Annotated in this window: 16 protein-coding genes; 8 read left to right on the plus strand and 8 right to left on the minus strand. The window is 57.7% G+C overall.

What is annotated here, in order from left to right:
• The first annotated feature begins 39 nt into the window (after positions 1–39).
• The 3 genes from GQR96_RS23765 to xylR all read left to right on the plus strand — a co-directional run bounded on the left by GQR96_RS23765 (position 40) and on the right by xylR (position 4,152).
• Complete coding sequence (locus GQR96_RS23765) at positions 40–1,581, plus strand: xylose ABC transporter ATP-binding protein (protein ID WP_069135575.1); 1,542 nt, start codon at positions 40–42, stop codon at positions 1,579–1,581.
• On the plus strand, positions 1,559–2,740 hold the full coding sequence (gene xylH / locus GQR96_RS23770; RefSeq protein ID WP_017900029.1) for a xylose ABC transporter permease XylH: 1,182 nt from the start codon (positions 1,559–1,561) through the stop codon (positions 2,738–2,740). Before GQR96_RS23765 ends, xylH begins: the two co-directional genes overlap by 23 nt.
• Before the next feature lie 233 nt (positions 2,741–2,973).
• Positions 2,974–4,152 carry a D-xylose utilization transcriptional activator XylR gene (xylR, locus tag GQR96_RS23775; RefSeq protein WP_004205023.1) on the plus strand — a complete coding sequence of 393 codons (1,179 nt, stop codon included), beginning with the start codon at positions 2,974–2,976 and terminating at the stop codon, positions 4,150–4,152.
• Positions 4,153–4,213: 61 nt separating this feature from the next.
• Here xylR and GQR96_RS23780 read toward each other — a convergent pair whose 3' ends face one another.
• A complete protein-coding gene (locus GQR96_RS23780) occupies positions 4,214–5,032 on the minus strand; it encodes a protein bax (RefSeq protein ID WP_017900030.1) in 819 nt (272 codons plus the stop codon).
• Positions 5,033–5,345: 313 nt separating this feature from the next.
• On the opposite strand from GQR96_RS23780, the gene GQR96_RS23785 reads away from it, so the two are divergent.
• Both GQR96_RS23785 and avtA read left to right on the plus strand, forming a co-directional pair.
• Entirely contained in the window at positions 5,346–7,379 is a 2,034-nt protein-coding gene (locus tag GQR96_RS23785; protein ID WP_017900031.1) for an alpha-amylase, read from the plus strand.
• Between the two features lie 167 nt (positions 7,380–7,546).
• Complete coding sequence (avtA, locus tag GQR96_RS23790; protein WP_004205026.1) at positions 7,547–8,803, plus strand: valine--pyruvate transaminase; 1,257 nt, start codon at positions 7,547–7,549, stop codon at positions 8,801–8,803.
• Positions 8,804–8,845: 42 nt separating this feature from the next.
• On the opposite strand, the gene GQR96_RS23795 is transcribed toward avtA, so the two are convergent.
• Positions 8,846–9,331 (minus strand): 4Fe-4S dicluster domain-containing protein, encoded by a 486-nt coding sequence (locus GQR96_RS23795; protein WP_004205027.1) that lies wholly within the window; start codon positions 9,329–9,331, stop codon positions 8,846–8,848.
• Positions 9,332–9,441: 110 nt separating this feature from the next.
• A complete protein-coding gene (locus GQR96_RS23800; protein WP_004205028.1) occupies positions 9,442–10,257 on the minus strand; it encodes an AraC family transcriptional regulator in 816 nt (271 codons plus the stop codon).
• A 251-nt stretch (positions 10,258–10,508) separates the two neighbouring features.
• Here GQR96_RS23800 and GQR96_RS23805 point away from each other — a divergent pair, with 251 nt between their 5' ends.
• Together GQR96_RS23805 and GQR96_RS23810 are read left to right on the plus strand one after the other, a co-directional pair.
• The gene (locus GQR96_RS23805; RefSeq protein WP_004205029.1) at positions 10,509–11,909 is read left to right on the plus strand and encodes an MFS transporter; all 1,401 of its coding nucleotides are present in this window, start codon (positions 10,509–10,511) and stop codon (positions 11,907–11,909) included.
• A gap of 9 nt (positions 11,910–11,918) precedes the next feature.
• Positions 11,919–13,868 carry a glycoside hydrolase family 127 protein gene (locus GQR96_RS23810; RefSeq protein WP_065903764.1) on the plus strand — a complete coding sequence of 650 codons (1,950 nt, stop codon included), beginning with the start codon at positions 11,919–11,921 and terminating at the stop codon, positions 13,866–13,868.
• Between the two features lie 74 nt (positions 13,869–13,942).
• Here GQR96_RS23810 and selB read toward each other — a convergent pair whose 3' ends face one another.
• From selB to GQR96_RS23835, 5 genes are all read right to left on the minus strand, one after another.
• Positions 13,943–15,784 (minus strand): selenocysteine-specific translation elongation factor, encoded by a 1,842-nt coding sequence (gene selB, locus GQR96_RS23815; RefSeq protein WP_064150999.1) that lies wholly within the window; start codon positions 15,782–15,784, stop codon positions 13,943–13,945.
• A complete protein-coding gene (gene selA / locus GQR96_RS23820; protein ID WP_065903762.1) occupies positions 15,781–17,169 on the minus strand; it encodes an L-seryl-tRNA(Sec) selenium transferase in 1,389 nt (462 codons plus the stop codon). The genes selB and selA overlap by 4 nt, the downstream gene beginning before the upstream one ends.
• A 105-nt stretch (positions 17,170–17,274) precedes the next feature.
• Positions 17,275–17,883 carry a glutathione S-transferase gene (locus GQR96_RS23825; protein WP_065903759.1) on the minus strand — a complete coding sequence of 203 codons (609 nt, stop codon included), beginning with the start codon at positions 17,881–17,883 and terminating at the stop codon, positions 17,275–17,277.
• A 92-nt stretch (positions 17,884–17,975) separates the two neighbouring features.
• Positions 17,976–19,112 (minus strand): HlyD family secretion protein, encoded by a 1,137-nt coding sequence (locus GQR96_RS23830; RefSeq protein ID WP_004205034.1) that lies wholly within the window; start codon positions 19,110–19,112, stop codon positions 17,976–17,978.
• A 3-nt stretch (positions 19,113–19,115) separates the two neighbouring features.
• Positions 19,116–19,484 carry a DUF3302 domain-containing protein gene (locus tag GQR96_RS23835; protein ID WP_004205035.1) on the minus strand — a complete coding sequence of 123 codons (369 nt, stop codon included), beginning with the start codon at positions 19,482–19,484 and terminating at the stop codon, positions 19,116–19,118.
• 538 nt (positions 19,485–20,022) lie between these two features.
• On the opposite strand from GQR96_RS23835, the gene mtlA reads away from it, so the two are divergent.
• Entirely contained in the window at positions 20,023–21,930 is a 1,908-nt protein-coding gene (mtlA, locus tag GQR96_RS23840) for a PTS mannitol transporter subunit IICBA (protein WP_017900038.1), read from the plus strand.
• Positions 21,931–22,018 lie beyond the last annotated feature (88 nt).

Consider the following 22,018-nt stretch of genomic DNA (forward strand, 5'->3'; position numbering starts at 1 on the left):
TCATTTTCATCCCGCCGGATATCACTTTTCGGAGTCTTTATGGCCTGGCTACTCGAAATGAAGAACATCACCAAAACCTTCGGCGCCGTTAAGGCCGTGGATAATGTCAGCCTGCGCCTGAACGCTGGCGAGGTGGTCTCGTTATGCGGTGAAAATGGTTCGGGAAAATCGACGCTGATGAAAGTGCTGTGCGGTATCTATCCGCACGGAAGCTATGAGGGGGAGGTTATTTTTGCCGGCGAAACGCTGCAGGCAAACCATATTCGCGATACCGAACGCAAAGGCATCGCCATTATTCATCAGGAGCTGGCGCTGGTGAAACATCTCACCGTGCTGGAGAACATTTTCCTCGGCGCCGAGATCTCCCGCCACGGTCTGCTGGATTATGAAACCATGACGCTGCGCTGCCAGAAGCTGCTGGCGCAGGTCAATCTGCCCATTTCGCCCGACACCCGCGTCGGCGACCTCGGCCTCGGTCAGCAGCAGCTGGTGGAGATCGCCAAGGCGCTGAATAAACAGGTTCGCCTGCTGATCCTCGACGAACCGACCGCCTCCTTAACCGAACAAGAGACCGCGACGCTGCTGGCGATCGTTCGCGATCTGCAAAACCACGATATCGCCTGCATCTATATTTCGCACAAGCTCAATGAGGTCAAAGCGATCTCCGATACAATCTGCGTGATCCGCGACGGCCAGCACATCGGCACTCGCGACGCCAGCGGCATGAGCGAAGACGACATCATCACCATGATGGTTGGCCGGGAGCTCACCGCGCTCTATCCCAGCGAACCGCACGCCCACGGCGAGGAGATCCTGCGGGTCGAACACTTGACCGCCTGGCACCCGGTAAACCGTCATATTAAACGGGTCAACGACGTCTCGTTTTCCCTGCGTCGCGGGGAAATCCTTGGCATCGCCGGGCTGGTCGGCGCCGGACGGACCGAGGCGGTGCAGTGCCTGTTCGGCGTCTGGCCGGGGCGCTGGCAGGGGGAGATTTTTATTGATGGCCAGCCGGTCAGCATCACTAACTGTCAGCAGGCCATTGGCCACGGCATCGCCATGGTGCCGGAAGACCGCAAAAAAGACGGTATCGTGCCGGTAATGGCGGTAGGTAAGAACATTACCCTGGCAGCGCTCAGCCAGTTCACCGGCGCGATGAGCAGCCTGGACGACGCCGCCGAGCAGCACTGTATTGAGCAGTCCATTCAGCGATTGAAAATTAAAACCTCATCGCCGGAGCTGGCGATTGGCCGCCTGAGCGGTGGCAACCAGCAAAAGGCGATTCTGGCCCGCTGTCTGCTGCTTAATCCGCGCATTCTGATCCTCGACGAACCCACCCGCGGCATCGATATCGGGGCGAAGTATGAAATTTATAAACTGATTAACCAGCTGGTGCAGCAGGGCATCGCGGTCATTGTCATTTCATCCGAACTGCCCGAGGTGCTTGGTCTTAGCGATCGGGTGCTGGTCATGCACGAAGGCAGGCTAAAAGCCAATTTGGTTAATCAACATCTGACCCAGGAACAGGTGATGGAAGCCGCGCTGAGGAGCGAACGCCATGTCGAAGAACACGTCGTCTGAAATCAAACTTACTCCAACCGCCCCTACCGCCCTGCCGGCGCTGAAGGGGCTTAACCTCCAGGTCTTCGTGATGATCGCCGCGATCGTCGTCATTATGCTGTTTTTCACCTGGGTTACCGATGGCGCCTACCTGAGCGCACGCAATATCTCCAACCTGCTGCGCCAGACGGCCATCACCGGCATCCTCGCCGTCGGCATGGTGTTTGTGATTATTTCGGCAGAAATCGACCTGTCCGTTGGCTCGATGATGGGGCTTCTCGGCGGCGCGGCAGCGATCTTTGACGTCTGGCTCGGCTGGCCGCTGCCGCTCACCATTCTGGTGACGCTGGTGATGGGCCTGCTGCTCGGCGCGTGGAACGGATGGTGGGTGGCCTATCGTAAGGTTCCCTCGTTTATCGTCACCCTCGCCGGGATGCTGGCGTTTCGCGGCATTCTGATCGGCATCACCAACGGGACCACCGTCTCGCCCACCAGCCCGGCGATGGCGCAGATCGGCCAAAGCTACCTGCCAGATGGCATTGGCTTTGGCATCGGCGTTGTCGGCATGGCGGCGTTCATTATCTGGCAGTGGCGCGGACGGATGCGCCGGCAGGCGTTAGGTCTCGCGACCGCGTCTTCCACCGCCGCTGTTGGCCGCCAGGCCATTACCGCGGTGATTGTGCTGGGCGCAATCTGGCTGCTCAATGACTATCGCGGTGTGCCGACGCCGGTACTGATCCTCGCCGCCCTGCTGCTGGCAGGGCTGTTCATGGCCACTCGTACCGCCTTTGGCCGCCGCATCTACGCCATCGGCGGCAACCTGGAGGCGGCACGCCTGTCCGGGATTAACGTCGAGCGTACCAAGCTGGCGGTGTTTGCCATTAACGGCCTGATGGTCGCCATTGCTGGTCTGATCCTCAGCTCGCGCCTCGGCGCGGGGTCGCCCTCGGCGGGCAACATCGCCGAACTGGACGCCATCGCCGCCTGCGTTATCGGCGGCACCAGCCTGGCGGGCGGGATCGGCAGCGTCGCCGGGGCGGTAATGGGGGCGTTTATTATGTCGGCCCTGGATAACGGCATGAGCATGATGGACGTCGCCACCTTCTGGCAATATATCGTCAAAGGCGCCATTTTGCTGCTGGCGGTGTGGATGGACTCCGCCACCAAGCGGCGCGCGTAAGGAAGCGCTCTCTGAAGAATGTCTGAATTCTTTGCGCTACCGCCAAACTTCGCCATAAGGCGCTTGAAATATCTCGGGCATTAGCCGGTAGTGTATACCCAACAGCATTCGGGTTGCAGACGGCGCATCCCGGCCGCGTATCGCGTACGTGGCCGGGGTGAATGAGAAAGCCAGGCCATCGGCAACATCATGAATGAAGGGGTATGACCGGGGTTAGAGCAGGAACATCATCTATGTTTGAAAAGCGTCACCGTATTACGCTGTTATTCAACGCCAACAAAGCTTATGACCGTCAGGTGGTTGAGGGTGTCGGCGAGTATCTGCAGGCCTCCCAGCTGGAGTGGGATATCTTTATTGAAGAGGATTTTCGGGCGCGAATCGAAAACATCAAAGAGTGGTTAGGCGATGGCGTTATCGCCGACTATGACGATCCCGAAATCGAAAAGCTACTGGCCGATGTCAACGTCCCCATCGTCGGCGTCGGCGGCTCTTATCATCAGCCAGAGCAGTACCCGCCGGTCCACTATATCGCCACGGACAACGCCGCGCTGGTGGAAAGCGCCTTTCTTCATCTGAAGGAAAAAGGAGTACACCGCTTCGCGTTTTACGGACTCCCCACCTCCAGCGGTAAACGCTGGGCAGTAGAGCGCGAGTACGCCTTCTGCCAGTTGGTGGCGAAGGAGAAGTATCGCGGCGTGGTCTACCAGGGGCTGGAGACGGCGCCGGAAAACTGGCAGCACGCGCAAAACCGGCTCGCCGACTGGTTGCAAACGCTGCCGCCGCAAACCGGCATCATCGCCGTCACCGACGCCCGCGCCCGCCACGTCCTGCAGGCCTGCGAGCTGCTGCATATCCCGGTGCCAGAGAAACTGTGCGTTATTGGCATCGATAACGAAGAGCTGACCCGCTATCTCTCTCGCGTCGCCCTCTCCTCCGTCGCCCAGGGCACCCGCCAGATGGGTTATCAGGCGGCAAAATTACTCCACCGGCTGCTGAATAACGAGGCGCTCCCGCTGCAGCGCCAGCTGATCCCGCCGATGCGCGTCGTTGAGCGACGCTCCACCGACTACCGGTCGTTAAACGACCCCTCCGTGATTCAGGCGATGCATTACATTCGCAACAACGCCTGCAAAGGCATCAAGGTGGAGCAGGTGCTCGACGCCGTCGGCATTTCACGCTCCAACCTGGAGAAACGCTTTAAAGAGGAAGTGGGGGAGACCATCCACACGGTGATCCACAGCGAAAAACTGGAAAAGGCGCGCAGCCTGCTGGTGTCCACCAGCCTGTCGATCAATGAGATTTCACAGATGTGCGGCTACCCATCGCTGCAATATTTTTATTCGGTGTTTAAGAAGGAGTACGACGTGACGCCGAAGGAGTACCGTGACCGGCACAGTGAAGTCATGATGTAGAGAGCAAAGAAAAATGCCCGGGCTTGCGCGCCGGGCATTAATAATGACGTAGGTAAGCACATTACATGTGCGCGGCAATTAACCGCTGGTTATCCTGATACATCGCGAAGAGATAGTTGTTGTAGCTCGACCCTTTGGTCGAATACCCCTTCAGCTTATGAATCATGGTGCTGGCCGTTACTTCCTGATCCGCCTTACGCAGCTGCAGGCGCGATTTGCGGAAAGAGGAATAGGCCGGGTGGGTGTTCAGGTTGGTGACGTAAGCCTGCACCGACTGCTCCACCGACTCAAACTGCGAGTAGCCTTTCATCGCGCCGCGGCAGCGACCAGCGCCGCACTTCATGCCGAACAGATTGTTGTTCTCACGCGCCAGCTTAGAGGTACCCCAGCCACTTTCCGCCGCCGCCATGGTCGCAACCATGCTGTTCGGAATAATGTCGACACGCTCAAGCAGCGCGTTCCATGGCACATGACGCGTATTGCCTGACCACTTCACCTTGTAACGCGTCGCGATATCTTTCAGGCGCGCCTTTTCGCTCGGCGACCAGCGAGCATCGTACTGCTTGGATACAAGCCAGTTACGATCCGCAGTAATCGCCTGATTCTGCTTGGTAATATAAGGCATGACCGTCCGGAGAAACGCTTTTTTCCTTGGTGTTCCGGAAGGGTATTTTCGCAAGTCAGGAAGTGAACTGCTCTTTACACTATTGCGAGAATACTCTTGTTTACTGCTTACCTTAGTACTACTGATCTTCTTAACCGTTGGGGCTTTATGACTCTTTGTTGCTGTGTGCGTTGTTGCCAACACACTACCTGAAAAGACGCAGGTTAGTAACATAAGTATGGCGGCCCCATATCGTCGTATGGGATTCGATATCATCAGGTCTCCTGGTCGGATATATGCATTCCAACACCTTGTTTTTCACAAAAAAACGATAGCTGAATCGCTAATAGTATCAAAAATACGCACTGAGGGCATCAACAGAAATAGTCCAATTCCGAATTGCTGTCATCTGAAATCGGTTTCTGCGCCGCATCGCCAGCGCGAAAATGCTAGCTTCGTCTCATTTTTAGCCTATTTTTTGAGCGGTGTCACTCACCCCTTTTCATCCTCCTGGCAAAACGTCCGCCGGGAGGAGTTCACCCTTGCGGCAACAAGGCACACTAGATAAAAACCGCTCAAGGATCCCGCAATGAAACTCGCTGCGCTTGCCACGTTATTCGTGCCTGGGATGGCCTTTGCCGCCTGGACCACCGCCGACTTCCCTGCTTTCACCGAAGAAGGGACGGGCCGCTTCATCAGCCAGAAAGTGGTTGAGAAGGGTACACGTCCCCTGCAGCTAAATTTTGACCAACAGTGCTGGCAGCCTTCCGGCGGCATTAAGCTCAACCAGATGCTCTCCATGGAACCCTGTCGCGGCACGCCGCCGCAATGGCGCATCTTCCGCCAGGGCCTGTATACCCTGGAGGTGGATACCCGCTCCGGCACGCCGACGATGATGATTTCGCTGGAGGAAAAAGAGGCCAGCGCCGCGGCGCCGCAGATCCGCCAGTGTCCGAAGTGGGATGGAAAACCTCTGACCATCGACGTTAGCAAAACCTTCGCCGAGGGCAGTAAGGTTCGCGATTTTTACAGCGGCAATGTCGCGACCGTCAGCGGCGGCAAAATCACTCTGCAGCCCGCCTTCGGCAGCAATGGCCTGCTGCTGCTTGAACGCGCCGAGACGGCCGCGCCGGCGCCGTTCGACTGGCACAACGCCACCGTCTACTTCGTCCTGACCGACCGCTTCGTGAACGGTAACCCGGCCAACGACAATAGCTATGGCCGACATAAAGACGGCATGCAGGAGATAGGTACCTTCCACGGCGGCGACCTGCAGGGATTAACCAGCAAGCTGGATTATCTGCAGCAGATGGGGGTCAATGCCCTGTGGATCAGCTCCCCGCTCGAGCAGATCCACGGCTGGGTAGGCGGCGGGACGAAAGGCGATTTCCCGCACTACGCCTACCACGGCTATTACACTCAGGACTGGTCGAAACTGGACGCCAACATGGGGACCGAAGCGGATCTCCGCCGGCTGGTGGATGAAGCGCATAAGCGCGGAATACGTATTCTGTTCGACGTGGTGATGAACCATACCGGTTACGCCACCCTGGCCGACATGCAGGAGTTCCAGTTCGGCTCCCTGTATCTGCAAGGGGATGAGCTGAAAAAAACCCTCGGCGAGCGCTGGACGGACTGGAAGCCCGGCGCGGGCCAGACCTGGCACAGCTTTAACGACTATATCAACTTCAGCGACAAGGCCGGTTGGGAGAAATGGTGGGGTAAGAAGTGGATCCGCACCGATATCGGCGATTACGACAACCCGGGCTATGACGACCTCACCATGTCGCTGGCCTTCCTGCCGGACCTGAAAACCGAATCGAAGGAGGCGTCGGGCCTGCCGAACTTCTATAGCCATAAACCGGACACTGCGGCGAAGGCGATCCCGGGCTATACGCCGCGCGACTACCTGACGCACTGGCTGAGCCAGTGGGTGCGCGACTACGGCATCGACGGCTTCCGCGTCGATACCGCTAAACATGTGGAGATGGATGCCTGGCAGCAGTTAAAAACCCAAGCCACCGCCGCGCTGGCGGAGTGGAAAAAAGCCAATCCGGATAAAGCGCTGGATGCGGCGCCGTTCTGGATGACCGGGGAAGCCTGGGGACACGGGGTGATGGAGAGCGATTACTATCGCCACGGTTTTGATGCGATGATCAATTTCGACTATCAGGACCAGGCGGCGAAAGCGGCGACCTGCATGGCCAACATTGACCTCACCTGGCAGCAAATGGCGGACAAGCTGCAGAGCTTCAACGTGCTGAGCTACCTCTCCTCACACGATACGCGCCTGTTCCGCGAAGGTGGCACCACGGCGGCAGAGCTGCTGCTGCTGGCCCCTGGCGCCGTGCAGATCTTCTATGGTGACGAGTCGTCGCGCCCGCTCGGCCCCACCGGCTCGGACCCGCTGCAGGGCACCCGTTCAGAGATGAACTGGCAGGATGTTAACGGTAAAGCGGCCCGCAGCGTTACCCACTGGCAGAAGATTGGCCAGTTCCGCGCGCGCCATCCGGCGATCGGCATGGGCAAACAGACAACGCTGTCGATGCCGCGGGGTTACGGATTCGTGCGCGAGAGCGGTGAAGACAAAGTGATGGTCATCTGGGCCGGACAACAGCAGTAATACAGGAGTGGCTCCCTGCCCGGCGGGGAGCCATTCAGAACAATACGCTGATAAAATATCGATTCACAGGATAAAAACAAAAATACCCCTCTTCCCTTCGATTTGCACCACGCTGGCGCTGGCGTTATGGTTAGCCACTTTCCAGAACCACCGACAGACGATTCGCGATGACATTTTCCCTTTTCGGCGACAAATTCACCCGTCATTCAGGCATTACCCGCCTGATGGAAGACCTTAATGACGGTCTGCGCACGCCGGGCGCTATTATGCTGGGCGGCGGCAACCCCGCTCAGATCCCGGAGATGAATGACTACTTCCAGCAGTTGCTCTCCGACATGCTGGATAATGGCAAAGCCCTTGATGCGCTTTGTAATTATGATGGTCCGCAGGGCAAGAGCGAGCTGCTGAGCCTGCTGGCGAAGATGCTGCGCGACGAACTGGGCTGGGAGATAGAACCACAGAATATTGCGCTAACAAACGGCAGTCAGAGCGCATTTTTCTACTTATTTAATCTGTTCGCAGGGCGTCGGGCAGATGGCACCACCCGCAAGGTGCTGTTCCCGCTGACGCCGGAATATATCGGCTATGCCGATGCCGGCCTGGAAGAGGATCTGTTCGTTGCCACCCGGCCGAATATCGAACTGCTGCCGGAAGGCCAGTTCAAGTACCACGTTGATTTTGAGCATCTGCAGGTGACGGAGGAGACCGGGATGATCTGCGTCTCGCGTCCCACCAACCCGACCGGCAACGTCATCACTGATGAAGAGCTGATCAAACTGGATGCGCTGGCGAATCAGCACGGGGTCCCGCTGGTGATTGATAACGCCTACGGCGTGCCGTTCCCGGGCATAATCTTCAGCAACGCCCGACCGCTGTGGAATCCGAACATCGTGCTGTGTATGAGCCTGTCCAAGCTCGGCCTGCCGGGCAGCCGCTGCGGGATTATCATCGCCAACGAGAAAATCATTACCGCCATCAGCAACATGAACGGCATTATCAGCCTCGCGCCCGGCGGTATCGGGCCGGCAATGATGTGTGAAATGATTAAACGTCAGGATCTGCTGCGCCTGTCAGAGACAGTGATCAAACCCTTCTATTACCAGCGGGTGCAGGAGACCATCGCCATTATTCGCCGCTATCTGCCGGAGGAGCGCTGCCTTATTCACAAACCGGAGGGGGCGATCTTCCTCTGGCTGTGGTTTAAGGATCTGCCGATCTCCACCGAGCTGCTGTATCAGCGGCTGAAAAAGCGCGGCGTGCTGATGGTGCCGGGGGATTACTTCTTCCCGGGACTCGATAAACCGTGGCCGCATACCCACCAGTGCATGCGCATGAACTATGTGCCGGACCCGCAAAAAATCGAGGCCGGGGTGAAAATTCTCGCCGAAGAGGTTGAATTCGCCTGGCGCGAACAGGAAGCGTAATTCCTGACGCTGCTGACGGGTAACGTCCGTCGGCGGACCCGCTCACGCCAGCGCAAGCCGCTGGCGTTTTTGCGCGCATAGCGCCTCCAGCTCCGCGGGAGCCATCACCCGCAGCGCCTGCGTCGGGCAGGCGGCTACGCAGGCCGGCCCCTCGGCGCGGTGGTGGCATAAATCGCATTTCAGCGCCTGCGCCTGCTGGTTCACCACCGTGACGGTCATCGCGCCGTACGGGCAGGCCACCATGCAGCTTTTACAGCCGATGCAGCGGCGCTGATCGACCCACCAGACGTCCTCCTCCAGACGAATCGCCCCCTGCGGGCAGACGCTGGCGCAGGGCGCATCCTCGCACTGCCGACAGGCCGTCGCCGTTGATATCTCGCCGCTTTTCACCACCCGGATCCGCGGCGCGAAATGGCTTGTCGACAGCATGGACACATCCTGCGCCTGCTGGTGCGCCACCGCGCAGGCCACTTCACAGGTACGACAGCCAATACACTGTTGGGCATTAGCAATAAGAAACCGGTTCATCCTCTGCTCCCTGGGGATAAAACCGCAGGGTGCCAGAATAGTCCCTGCCCGCGCTTTGATCCTGAATGGAATCAGCGCTGTTTTTAGTCACTAGCACAACTGATTTTTCATTACGCTGAATTAATGTGCTCCTTACAGTAGCGGCGCTTCCAGGCGGCAGGCGTGAGGCTGGTGTGCTTACGAAAGATCTTGCGAAAATAACCGACGTCATTAAAGCCACACTGACCCGCGACTTCGGTCAACGACAGTGAATCGCTGATCAACAGCTTTTCCGCCGCTCTGACCCGCTGACGATGGATCGCTTCGGTCAACGTCACGCGGAAAACGTGACGATACACGCGTCCTAAATAGTCAGCATTACAGTGCAGCTCTTTCGCCAGCGTCGAGGCTGAAACAGGCAAGTGGTAACGGGTATGGATGATCTGCTGCGCTTTCCAGGCCAGCGCAGCGCCGGGACTGTCGTCCGGTTTTTCGCTTGCCGCCGCAGCAATCTGCTGCAGTATTAGCAATAACAGGAGCTCCAGCGCCAGGCTGCGGTGAATGTTCTCCTGTTCACGAAGAAACTGGCGAAACAGCGAAATAATGTATTGTGGATCGCTGACGCGGGTATGTTGCGGAACGTTAAGCAGCGCTGGCGGCAGAGACCGGACACTCTCCGTCAGTACTTCAAAATGCAGCCAATAAAATTTCAGGTCGGCGGGAAATTCTCCCACCCCAACATGAGAACGTTCTGGCCACAGCAATAAACTTTCCCCTGCATTAACGTTAAATATTTCATCCTCTTCGCAAATCGTTAACGTTCCCTTTTCGACAAAAATAATTTCCCAGGATTGTAGTTTACGCGCCGGATGGCTGCCGACGCCACGGGAAATAAATAAGCCGCCATTTTGTACGCGAATCGGAAGAGACATGGATAATTCAAGCATATATATTTAATTTTCCGCTAACGAAACGATAAAACATCTCTTTCCAACTGATTATTAATCATAAATTAACGCCTTTCCGGATCGGAATCACACTTTTATGACAAAGTCGGAATCGTTCTCTTTTTATACTTTTCCCTTCCCTTGTTGCCTCGTTTATTCGGTGCAAAATAATTAATGTATTTGCAAAAGACAAAAAATGTCCGCCGGCCAGACAGCGGAATAATTCTGAACATTATTTTCGGGAGTTATTTATGACTACGGCTCCGATTACGACAAGCGACCTCACGAAGCACGTGCAGGACGACAAATTATCTCTCCGTGAAAAAATAGGCTATGGTCTGGGCGACGCCGGTGGAACGGTCATCACCTGCCTGATCATGAACTTTCTCACTTTTTTCTATACTGACGTCTTTGGGCTCACCCCGGCGCTGGTCGGTACTCTGTTCCTTGCGCTGCGCGTGTTTGATGCTATTTCCGATCCGATCATGGGCGTCCTCGCCGATCGGACCCAAAGCCGATGGGGACGTTTTCGCCCCTGGCAGCTATGGATTGCGGTTCCTATTGCAGCGATCGGCGTGCTGACCTTTACCGTGCCGGATGCCGGCATGGGGGTAAAAATCGCCTGGGCCTTCGGCACTTACCTGCTGCTTTCAGTCAGCTATACCGCGATTAACGTCCCTTACTGCGCGCTCATTAATACGATGACCACTCGCCATAGCGAGGTGATCTCCTGCCAGGCATGGCGCTTTGTACTATGCGGCGTGGCAGGATTCCTGGTCTCCGTGGGCCTGCCGTGGTTGGTAAAAGCGCTCGGTCAGGGGAATACCGCCCAGGGTTATCAGTATGGTGTCGGCGTACTGTGCGCCATCGCGGCGGTGATGTTTCTGTGCTGCTTTTTCTGGGTACGTGAGCGTGTTTCCCTGGAGATGCTCGGCAAATTCACCCTGCGCGAACATATCGCCGGTCTGCGTAAAAACGATCAGCTGTTACTCATGCTGGCGATGTCATTCCTGTTGATCAACGTGTTTAACATTCGCGGTGGCGGCTACATGTACTTCATTACCTATGTACTCGGCGGCTCTACTGGCTATACATCGCTGTTTTTCACCATGGTCACCTTTTCCTCGATTCTGGGCGCCGCGATCGTCAATTGGCTGTCGCGCCACGTTGATACCGTCAAGCTCTATTACTACACCAATGTGGTACTGGCCTTACTGGCGGTCGGAATGTGGTTCCTGCCCACCGGTCCGTCCTGGCAAACGCTGTGGCTGGCGGTCATTCTCGGCAATGGCATCATCCTGGGCTTTACCCTACCGCTGCATTTTTCGTTGATGGCCTTCTCTGATGATTATGGCGAATGGAAGACGGGTGTCCGTTCGTCGGGGATGAACTTTGCTTTCAACCTGTTCTTTATCAAGCTGGCATGGGCCTCCAGTGCGGGCATTATCAGCCTGGTATTTATCTACGTCGCTTATCAACCCGGCGCCAGCAACCAGACTCCATCCTCACTATCGGGGATCACGGCGATGGAAACCCTGCTGCCCGCGCTGTTCCATCTGTTGCTGGCCTTCGCTATCCGCGCCTGCAAGCTCAACAATCCCATGATGTCGCGTATTGCAGCCGATCTGCGCGCACGTCACGTTCAGTCTTAAGGAGAAATCATGGAAGTCGATCTGCACAAACTGAAAGTTAACGATCCGTTTCTGGGTCAGTATCAGCAACTGGTGCGTGATGTCGTCATTCCCTACCAGTGGGAGGCCCTCAATGACCGGATCGCCGAGGCTGAGCCCAGCCATGCGATAGAAAACTTCCGTATCGCCGCAGGTCAGCAGGCAGGAGAATTCTACGGAATGGTGTTCCAGGATAGCGATGTGGCGAAATGGCTGGAGGCCGTCGCCTGGTCATTGTGCCAGAAGCCAGATGCGGAACTGGAAAAAACCGCCGACGAGGTGATTGAGCTGATTGCCGCCGCGCAATGTGAAGATGGTTATCTGAACACCTATTTTACGGTGAAAGCGCCCGGGGAACGCTGGACCAATCTCGCCGAATGCCATGAATTGTACTGTGCCGGTCACCTGATTGAGGCTGGGGTGGCATTCTTCCAGGCGACCAGTAAACGCCGCCTGCTGGAGGTGGTATGTCGCCTCGCCGATCATATCGACAGCGTGTTTGGTCCCGACGACAATCAACTGCACGGCTACCCGGGACACCCTGAAATAGAGCTGGCGTTAATGCGTTTGTACGATGTAACTCAGGAACCACGCTATATGGCGCTGGCTAATTACTTCGTTGAACAGCGTGGGACACAGCCGCATTTCTATGACATCGAGTATGAAAAACGCGGCAAAACTTCCTTCTGGAATGCCTATGGGCCGGCGTGGATGGTGATGGATAAACCCTACAGCCAGGCGCATTTGCCGCTTGCCGAACAGACCACCGCTGTGGGTCACGCGGTTCGCTTTGTTTATTTAATGGCCGGCGTAGCGCACCTTGCGCGCCTGAGCAAGAACGAAGGCAAACGCCAGGATTGCCTGCGGTTATGGAAAAACATGGTCCAGCGTCAGCTGTATATTACGGGCGGCATTGGCTCACAGAGCAGCGGGGAAGCCTTCAGCAGCGATTACGACCTGCCGAATGATACCGTTTATGCGGAAAGCTGCGCCTCTATCGGGCTGATGATGTTCGCGCGCCGCATGCTGGAACTGGAAGCCGACAGCCAATATGCTGATGTAATGGAGCGCGCGCTGTACAATACCGTTCTGGGCGGTATGGCGCTGGACGGTAAACATTTCTTTTACGTCAACCCCTTGGAAGTGCAGCCTAAGTCTTTAAAATTCAATCATATTTATGACCATGTTAAGCCTGTTCGTCAGCGTTGGTTCGGCTGTGCCTGCTGCCCACCGAATATCGCTCGTCTTCTGACCTCACTGGGGCATTATATCTACACGCCACGCGAGGAGGCGTTGTATATCAATCTCTATGTCGGCAATCAGGTCGAGATCCCGGTTGGGGAAAAGACGTTACGCCTGCGTATCAGCGGTGACTATCCCTGGCGGGAACAGGTCAAAATTGTCATCGAATCACCGTCAACAGTGAACCATACGCTGGCGCTGCGTCTACCTGACTGGTGCGAGGGTCCGCACATCACCCTGAACGGCGCGCCGGTCACGCAGGATATTCGCCAGGGCTATCTGCATATCCATCATCTCTGGCAGGAAGGTGACACCCTGATGCTTACCTTGCCGATGCCGGTTCGCCGGGTATATGGCAATCCGCTTGTTCGTCACCAGGCAGGCCAGGTCGCGCTGCAGCGCGGTCCACTGGTCTATTGTCTCGAACAAGCTGATAACGGCGAAGCGCTGCATAACCTGCTGCTGCCACGCGATGCCAGGTTCACGGTGTTTGAAGGAAAGGGGCTGTTTGCTCGCAACATGTTGATTCAGGCTCCAGGCTACAGAAAACATGCAGAAAACGCCGACGCGCAGAATCTCTGGAGCTACGATCACCCGCTGGCCACCCCCCATTCACAGACGCTGACCTTTATTCCCTGGTTTAGCTGGGCAAACCGCGGAGAAGGCGAAATGCGTATCTGGGTACGGGAAGCCGAATAAGGCCCGGCACAGCGCGACCTCCTCTTCCCCGGCAACACAGCGTTCGCTGTCCGCCGGGGAGCAGGCGTTAATGATTACAGAAACAACGCCTTATCGCGCAGGATATGATCGTTGCCGCGACGGCGGGTGAAGCCAATCCGATCGAAATACTCCAGGATCTGGATCGCCAGCTTCCGCCCTACGTTTAAGGTATCGCGAAAATCCGCCGCGCAGGTTGACCCGCGCAGTTGATCCAGCTCGCGCACCCGCTGGGCGAACTGCACAATGCGATCGTTGCGGTAGTAACGATCCTTGACGATCGCGGTAATTATCCCCTGCTGCGCCGCCTGGCGCAGCACCGCGCGCATCAGGGACTCTTCCACATGGACTTCGCGCGCGAGATCGCGCACCCACCAGGGATCATCGCCGAACAGGGTCTCCACCTTCTGCCAGACCGCCTGCTGCTCGTCGGTAAACCCGGCTTTATGCTCGGGCAGATGCAGCCAGCCGTGATGGCTGCGGACTAAGCCGCTCTCGCGCATCTGCTCAATCAGCAGCAGCACCAGCGCTTCATCTTCCATCGGCAGCGCGATGCGGCGCAGACGCTCCCGGCCAGGGCCGGGCTCGTCGCGATGCTGTTCATGGTAGCGCGCCAGGGCATCCAACAATTTTCGCTGCCAGCGGGCGGCAAGCGGCGCGCTAAGCAAGCGCTGTCCGGCCTGCAGATAGTCAGGCCGCTGGATCAAGGCCGCCATTCCGGTTTCACTCAGCTGCCGAGCCCAGGCGAAGCGCTCAAGCCGGACGGCGTCCCGCTGCAGATGCAGCTCCAGGGCCTGCGCATCGTCAGCGCCAACCGCCGCCAGGGCGTGCAACCACTGCAAATACTCCGGTTTACGCTTGCCGCGGCGCGGGGGATCCAGCGTCACCACTCGTGCGCCGGCCAACGTCAAGCGAGCAGAGATATCGCGTAGTACCAGCCGGTCGTTATCCGCCAGCCACAGCGGGGTATCCAGCACCAGCTCCGCCAGGTCGCCCTCAAGGAGCGACACCCGGCCGGTGATGTGGCTGGCAGCGTGGTGAATATGCAGCGGCTGCCACTGGCTGAGCGGCGTATGGCACTGCAGTTCGACAATCACCCGCTCTGCAGGCTCCGGCGGCGGGGAAGAGAGCAGCCAGTCGCCGCGGTGCAATGCCTCTTTCTGCGCATCGCCGACAATGTTCAGCGCAATACGCTGCCCGGCTTGCGCCTGCTCAACCGCTTGATTCTGGGCATGCAGACCGCGGACGCGCATCGGCGTGTTGACGCCGGTAAGCCACAGGGTATCCCCGACCCGTACTTCGCCGGAGAGCGCCGTCCCGGTGACCACCAGCCCCGCCCCTTTGACGGTGAAAGCGCGATCCAGCGCCAGGCGAAAACGCCGCTGCTGCGGATGGGGGCGCTCCGCAAGCTGCAGCAGATGGCTGCGCAGTTCGGCAATACCGAGGTTTTCCACCGCCGCGGTGGGGAAGAAAGCGGCGGCGTCAAAGCCAAGTTCGCGCAGGGCCTGCTCGACCTCCGCCTGAACCTCCGCCACCCGGGCGGCCGTCACGCGGTCCGTCTTGGTGAGCGCCACGGTCAGCGTCGGCTTTCCGGTCAGCTGCAGGATCGCCAGGTGTTCGCGGGTTTGCGCCATCACCCCGTCATCGCAGGCCACCACCAGCAGCGCATGGTCGATCCCACCCACCCCCGCCAGCATGTTGGACAAAAACTTTTCGTGCCCGGGCACGTCAATAAACCCCAGCACCCGCCCGTCCGGCTGCGGCCAGTAGGCATAGCCGAGATCGATCGTCATTCCCCGCGCTTTCTCTTCCGGCAGACGATCGGCATTCACGCCGGTTATCGCCTGCAGCAGCGTCGTTTTGCCGTGGTCAACATGTCCAGCGGTGGCAATAATCATCGTAACAACATCTCCATAAACCGGGTTTCATCTTCCAGACAGCGCAGATCCAGCCAGAGCCGGCCGTCATAAATGCGGCCAATCACCGGGCATGGCAGCCTGCGCCAGCGGGCCGCCAAAGCCTCCAGCCGGCTGCCGCGGCCGTCATGGGGGGTAAAGGTCAACGCCGCGCCAGGCAGACGGTCGACGGGTAACGAGCCGCTGCCAATCTGCGACTGGCAGGCTGCCACGTTGACGGCAAAATCAGCATAGTGTGCCGCCAGGGCAGGCTGCAGGCGTTCAGCCTGCCGGCGGATCTCGTCCGCCGGGCGGGTGAGCAGGCGCAGCGTCGGTAAGGTTTCCCGCAGCGCTTCCGGATGCTGATAGAGGCGCAGCGTGGCTTCCAGCGCCGCGAGAGTCATTTTATCCGCGCGCAGGGCCCGCTTCAGCGGATGGCTCTGCAGGCGGGCAATCAGCGCGCGTTTGCCAACGATAATTCCGGCCTGCGGGCCGCCGAGCAGCTTGTCGCCAGAGAAACTGACCAGGCTCACCCCGGCGGCGATCATCTCTTGCGGCATCGGCTCTTTCGGCAGGCCATACTGACTGAGATCCACCAGCGACCCGCTGCCCAGGTCGGCCACTACCGGGACGTCCAGCTCGCGGCCGATGACCGCCAGCTCCGCTTCGTCGACGGCTTTGGTAAAGCCTTCAATGCTGTAGTTGCTGGTGTGGACCTTCATCAGCAGGGCGGTATTGTCATTCACCGCCTGGCGATAGTCTTTGGCGTGGGTGCGGTTGGTGGTGCCCACTTCGTGCAGCTGACAACCTGCCTGACGCATCACGTCGGGAATGCGGAATGCCCCGCCGATCTCCACCAGCTCGCCGCGGGAGACCACCACCTCCCTGCCGCTGGCGGTGGCCGCCAGCATCAGCAGCACGGCCGCCGCGTTGTTGTTCACGATACAGGCATCTTCCGCGCCGGTGATCTGGCACAGCAGATCGGCAATAGCGCGATCGCGATGGCCGCGCCCGGCGTCGTCGAGATCATATTCGAGCGTCACCGGCGCGCGCATCGCGCTGACGACCGCCTCCACCGCCGCCTCAGCCTGGATGGCGCGCCCGAGATTGGTGTGCAGCACCGTACCGGTGAGATTAAACACCGGACGCAGGGCGCTCTGCTGGCTGGCGGTCAGCCGCTGCGCGCAGGCACTCAGCCAGTCATGGCTCCAGTCAGGCAGTGTCTGACACTGGCGGATCTGTTTCCGCGCCTCGTCCAGCATCTGGCGCAGCTGCGTCACCACCTGCGAATGGCCGTGCTGCGCCAGCAGGGAGGAAAAAGCGGGGTCGCGGAGTAAGCGGTCAATGGCCGGAAGCCGGGTATAAAGCGCACGAATTTCGGTAGTCATGAATGGGCCTGGCGGTAAGTTATTTTCCCCCCTCCCGACGGGAGAGGGAGTCAACAATCAGCGGCGATTGTAACGCCTCCTTGCGCAAACTGTTACCTGCCTGGGTCAAGTCCGCGGCGGTTCGGTGCGCGCAAAGCTGGCGCGCTGGAACAGCACATCCACCAACTTCACCAACTGCGGCCGGGTGGCGCACCAGCCCGGCGCCACCCGGCGAAAGTTCAGGTAGGCAATGGCGCAGGCCGTAGAGATGGTCGCCAGATTGACCTCGTCGCCGCGTAGCGTTCCGTCCGCCGCGCAGGCTTCCAACCTGTCGAGGCCGCGCGCCACTTTCTCCCGCTGGCGGAGCAGCTCTTGCTCTGACTGTTGGGCCGCAGGGCGAGCTTTTTCGCGCACCAGCGCCTGGGCGGCCTCCATCACCCCATCTGCCAGCGCCTCAAGCTGGCGCATCCTGAGAGCGGCTCTGGGATCGGCGGGGATCATCGGCGGCGCCACGCCCAGCAGCTCGAGATACTGCGCGATAACCGGAGAATCAAACCAGCATTCGCCGTCATCTGTCACCAGCGCCGGCACTTTGCCCAGCGGGTTATAGCGCGACACGCCGTTGCTTTCGCTGTAGGGGGATTCGTTGACAAATTCAAAAGGGATGCGCTTTTCCAGCAAGATCACCGATATTTTGCGCACAAAGGGACTGGTGTAGCTGCCGATCAGTTTCATAGCCTGCTCCTTATCGCCAACAAAGATATGAGTATGGCTCAGGGCGAGGTAAAAGGCAGGTGAGCATCCCGCTCAAACTGCCGCCGATCGCATTAATGGTCGAGATAGAGGTAGTGCATCCAACTGGTCATGCGCAGCAGCACTTTACGCATCACCGAAACGTGGGCGAAATGGTCGGAGTAGACCGCCACCTGCGCATAGATGCCATCGGGTAGTGCATCGATTTCGGCATTCGGATCGAGCTCAATGGTCGCCAGCACGCCATCGCTGCCCGGCGTCACGGTCAGCGACTGCAACGCCCCCTGCGCCTGATAGGTTCCCCCCGGCACCACCGGTAAAATGCTCACCAGTTTGCCGTGGAATACCTGTCCGGGCAGGGCATTAAACACCGCTTCCGCGTCGTCGCCCTTCTCCAGCCTTAACAGCGAATTTTGCCTGAACTGGGCGACGATCAGCCTTTTTTGCTCAGGGATAAACACCATCACCGGCCGCAGCGGCAGCGAGGCAGCGTAGGTCCCCGGACGGATCAACACTTGAGTGATATACCCATCGCTGGGCGCCCGCACGGTAGTCTGGTCGAGATTGTACTTCGCCTCCGCCAGCTGGGCGCGCAGGCTAACCACCTGCGACTGCTCGCCGTTGATCATGCTGTCCAGCTGGCTCTGGATCTGCGCCTGTTCCGCCACCGACGCCTTGACCAGCGCGTCCTGGGCCAGATAATTCTGCCGGGCGTTATCGATGTCGCTTTCTGAGAACGGATTCACCCGGGCCTGGCTCCCTTTCAGGTAACGTTGATAGTCTTTATATAAGCGATCGCGTTCCGCCGATACGCGGGTGGTGTTGGCCTGGGCTTCAGAGAGCTGCGCCTTGAGGGTGTTAATACTGTGCAGCGCTGTCACCAGGTCGGCCTGCAGACGGTCGACCCGCGCCTGATAGCGCGCCGGGTCAATAGTAAAAAGCACCTCGCCCTTTTTGACGCGCTGATTCGCTTTGTCGGTGACGCTGTCAACTACTCCGGTAACCTGCGGCGTGATAGGAATAGATATCACCGCCTTTTGCGCCAGAAAGGTGTAAGGGTGGTTATAGTTCATTAATAAAATAAGCGCGCTAACAATAAATACGCCCCCCAGCGCCGCGGTGGGAACTGTCCATTTATTTACCGGTATTTTGAAAATTTTAAATATCGACCAGGCGATAGCCACGTAGGTCAAAATTATCAACAGATCCATAGTTTATTTCTCCGCCGCAGAGGTGGACTGTGGCCGCTGGATGGCCGCCACCTGATGTTCAAGGTCGCTCAGTCGTTGGCGAAGCTGTTGTATATCGCTTTCTTTTTCAGGTTCGTCGGGGTCCGTATTCGCCTTATGCTGCATGCCCCAGCCGCGCTCAGGTTGGTACAGCGTGGCCCATATCCATAAAAACGGCCAGATGACATGGAGAGTAAAAAGACTGACCCATCCGGCGACATGAATAGCATCGGAATGGGGGTGGTTGCGTTTTTTGGCAATCAAATAAGGAATATCGTGAATAACGATAATCCCATAAAAAATGACCAGAAAAACGAAGATCAGAACACCCAGCGCAAAATAATTGAGAAACATAATTCCCTCGGCTTTACGCTAATAATTTATATAAATTTTATTCACGCCCCACTGACATCCGGGCCGCTGATTTGAGCATAATTCACCCCTTTCATTTTTGCCATCCGGTGGAAAAAAGTTATTTAACCAACATGGTTGCTTAGTTACACAGCCACCTCGCCCTGGCCGCAAAACCGGGCCGAGATCACAGCGGCGAAAATCCACCGCGAAATTCTTTGTGATCAAAATCACAAACAAACAACAAAAACACGAAACAAAATTGTGACAAATATCACACAAAATCGCAGATTAGCGGCAAAAACGACGGTCTGTTGTTTTTTTACACAGCAATTATGTGATCACAATCACTACAAAACCCACCGCGCACCCTATATTCATGTGATCTACATCACATAAAAAGGCGTTAGCTGGACAGCTAAACGATTCAGTGCCAGATTTCGCACTATCAATCAGGGCCCGGCTACCTCTGCCGCCACATTAACAACAAACCTCGGGCTTTTAGCCTGCGCGATACGCAAAACAGAAGAAGGGGTGTTTTATGTCATCCGATATCAAGATCAAAGTGCAAAGCTTTGGTCGTTTTCTCAGCAATATGGTGATGCCGAATATCGGCGCGTTTATCGCGTGGGGTATCATCACCGCGCTTTTCATTCCGACAGGGTGGTTGCCAAACGAAACGCTGGCGAAGCTGGTCGGTCCGATGATCACCTACCTGCTGCCGCTGCTGATCGGTTACACCGGCGGTAAATTAGTCGGCGGCGAACGTGGCGGCGTGGTCGGGGCGATCACCACCATGGGCGTTATCGTCGGCGCGGATATGCCGATGTTCCTCGGCTCCATGATTGCCGGCCCGCTGGGCGGCTACTGCATTAAGAAGTTCGATAACTGGGTCGACGGTAAGATCAAATCCGGTTTTGAAATGCTGGTGAATAACTTCTCCGCCGGCATCATCGGGATGATCCTCGCTATTCTTGCCTTCCTCGGCATCGGCCCGGCGGTAGAAGTTCTGTCGAAAATTCTGGCGGCTGGCGTTAACTTCATGGTGGCGCACGACATGCTGCCGCTGGCGTCTATCTTCGTGGAACCGGCGAAAATCCTGTTCCTTAACAACGCCATCAACCACGGTATCTTCTCGCCGCTGGGTATTCAGCAGTCCCACGAGCTGGGTAAATCCATCTTCTTCCTGATTGAAGCGAACCCGGGTCCGGGGATGGGCGTTCTGCTGGCGTACATGTTCTTTGGCCGCGGCAGCGCTAAACAGTCTGCAGGCGGGGCGGCTATCATCCACTTCCTGGGTGGTATCCATGAAATCTACTTCCCGTACGTGCTGATGAACCCGCGTCTGATCCTGGCCGTTATCCTCGGCGGGATGACCGGTGTCTTCACCCTGACCATCCTCAACGGCGGTCTGGTCTCTCCGGCTTCCCCGGGCTCTATCCTGGCGGTGCTGGCGATGACGCCGAAAGGAGCCTACTTCGCGAACATCGCAGCCATTATCGCCGCGATGGCGGTCTCCTTCGTGGTCTCTGCGGTTCTGCTGAAGACTAGCAAAGTCAAAGAAGAAGACGATATCGAAGCGGCAACCCGTCGTATGCATGACATGAAGGCGCAATCCAAAGGCGCCAACCCGCTGGCGGCAGGCAATGTCACCAACGACCTCAGCCATGTGCGGAAAATCATCGTCGCTTGCGACGCCGGGATGGGTTCCAGCGCCATGGGCGCCGGGGTACTACGCAAGAAAGTGCAGGATGCCGGCCTGAGCAACATCTCGGTCACCAACAGCGCGATCAATAATCTGCCGCCGGATGTTGACCTGGTGATCACCCACCGCGACCTGACCGAGCGCGCCATGCGCCAGGTACCGCAGGCGCAGCATATTTCGCTGACCAACTTCCTCGACAGCGGTCTCTACACCAGCCTGACCGAGCGTCTGGTGGCGGCCCAGCGCCACATCGACAACGAAGTCAAAGTCACCGATAGCCTGAAAGACAGCTTTGATGATACTGACAAAAACCTGTTCAAGCTGGGTGCGGATAACATCTTCCTCGGTCGCAAAGCGGCCACAAAAGAAGAAGCCATCCGCTTCGCCGGCGAGCAACTGGTGAAAGGCGGCTACGTCGAGCCGGAATATGTGCAGGCGATGCTGGACCGCGAAAAACTGACCTCGACCTATCTTGGCGAGTCCATCGCGGTGCCGCACGGCACCATCGAAGCGAAAGACCGCGTGCTGAAAACCGGCGTCGTCTTCTGCCAGTACCCGGAAGGGGTGCGCTTTGGGGAAGATGAAGACGATGTTGCCCGCCTGGTGATCGGCATCGCCGCCCGCAACAACGAGCACATTCAGGTGATTACCAGCCTGACCAACGCGCTGGATGACGAAACGGTGATTGAGCGACTGGCGAACACCACCAGCGTCGACGACGTACTGGCGCTGCTGAATAAATAAACAGACCGGTCCATTCCCTCTCCTTTTTGGAGAGGGTTTGGGTGAGGGGAAAAGCCTCACCCCAGCCCTCTCAGGTAAAAACATTAAT

Origin of the sequence: Klebsiella sp. PCX (assembly GCF_021869705.1) — a bacterium.
Taxonomy (GTDB): Bacteria; Pseudomonadota; Gammaproteobacteria; order Enterobacterales; family Enterobacteriaceae; genus Klebsiella; species Klebsiella quasipneumoniae.

Bases quoted from the DNA above. Each gene is read 5' to 3' on its own strand.
- GQR96_RS23765 (WP_069135575.1), top strand. From the start codon at position 40: ATGGCCTGGCTACTCGAAATGAAGAACATCACCAAAACCTTCGGCGCC.
- GQR96_RS23835 (WP_004205035.1), bottom strand. From the start codon at position 19,484: ATGTTTCTCAATTATTTTGCGCTGGGTGTTCTGATCTTCGTTTTTCTG.
- selB (WP_064150999.1), bottom strand. From the start codon at position 15,784: ATGATTATTGCCACCGCTGGACATGTTGACCACGGCAAAACGACGCTG.
- GQR96_RS23805 (WP_004205029.1), top strand. From the start codon at position 10,509: ATGACTACGGCTCCGATTACGACAAGCGACCTCACGAAGCACGTGCAG.
- GQR96_RS23825 (WP_065903759.1), bottom strand. From the start codon at position 17,883: ATGAAACTGATCGGCAGCTACACCAGTCCCTTTGTGCGCAAAATATCG.
- GQR96_RS23795 (WP_004205027.1), bottom strand. From the start codon at position 9,331: ATGAACCGGTTTCTTATTGCTAATGCCCAACAGTGTATTGGCTGTCGT.
- GQR96_RS23785 (WP_017900031.1), top strand. From the start codon at position 5,346: ATGAAACTCGCTGCGCTTGCCACGTTATTCGTGCCTGGGATGGCCTTT.
- GQR96_RS23800 (WP_004205028.1), bottom strand. From the start codon at position 10,257: ATGCTTGAATTATCCATGTCTCTTCCGATTCGCGTACAAAATGGCGGC.
- xylR (WP_004205023.1), top strand. From the start codon at position 2,974: ATGTTTGAAAAGCGTCACCGTATTACGCTGTTATTCAACGCCAACAAA.
- GQR96_RS23780 (WP_017900030.1), bottom strand. From the start codon at position 5,032: ATGATATCGAATCCCATACGACGATATGGGGCCGCCATACTTATGTTA.
- GQR96_RS23810 (WP_065903764.1), top strand. From the start codon at position 11,919: ATGGAAGTCGATCTGCACAAACTGAAAGTTAACGATCCGTTTCTGGGT.
- xylH (WP_017900029.1), top strand. From the start codon at position 1,559: ATGTCGAAGAACACGTCGTCTGAAATCAAACTTACTCCAACCGCCCCT.
- avtA (WP_004205026.1), top strand. From the start codon at position 7,547: ATGACATTTTCCCTTTTCGGCGACAAATTCACCCGTCATTCAGGCATT.
- selA (WP_065903762.1), bottom strand. From the start codon at position 17,169: ATGACTACCGAAATTCGTGCGCTTTATACCCGGCTTCCGGCCATTGAC.
- mtlA (WP_017900038.1), top strand. From the start codon at position 20,023: ATGTCATCCGATATCAAGATCAAAGTGCAAAGCTTTGGTCGTTTTCTC.
- GQR96_RS23830 (WP_004205034.1), bottom strand. From the start codon at position 19,112: ATGGATCTGTTGATAATTTTGACCTACGTGGCTATCGCCTGGTCGATA.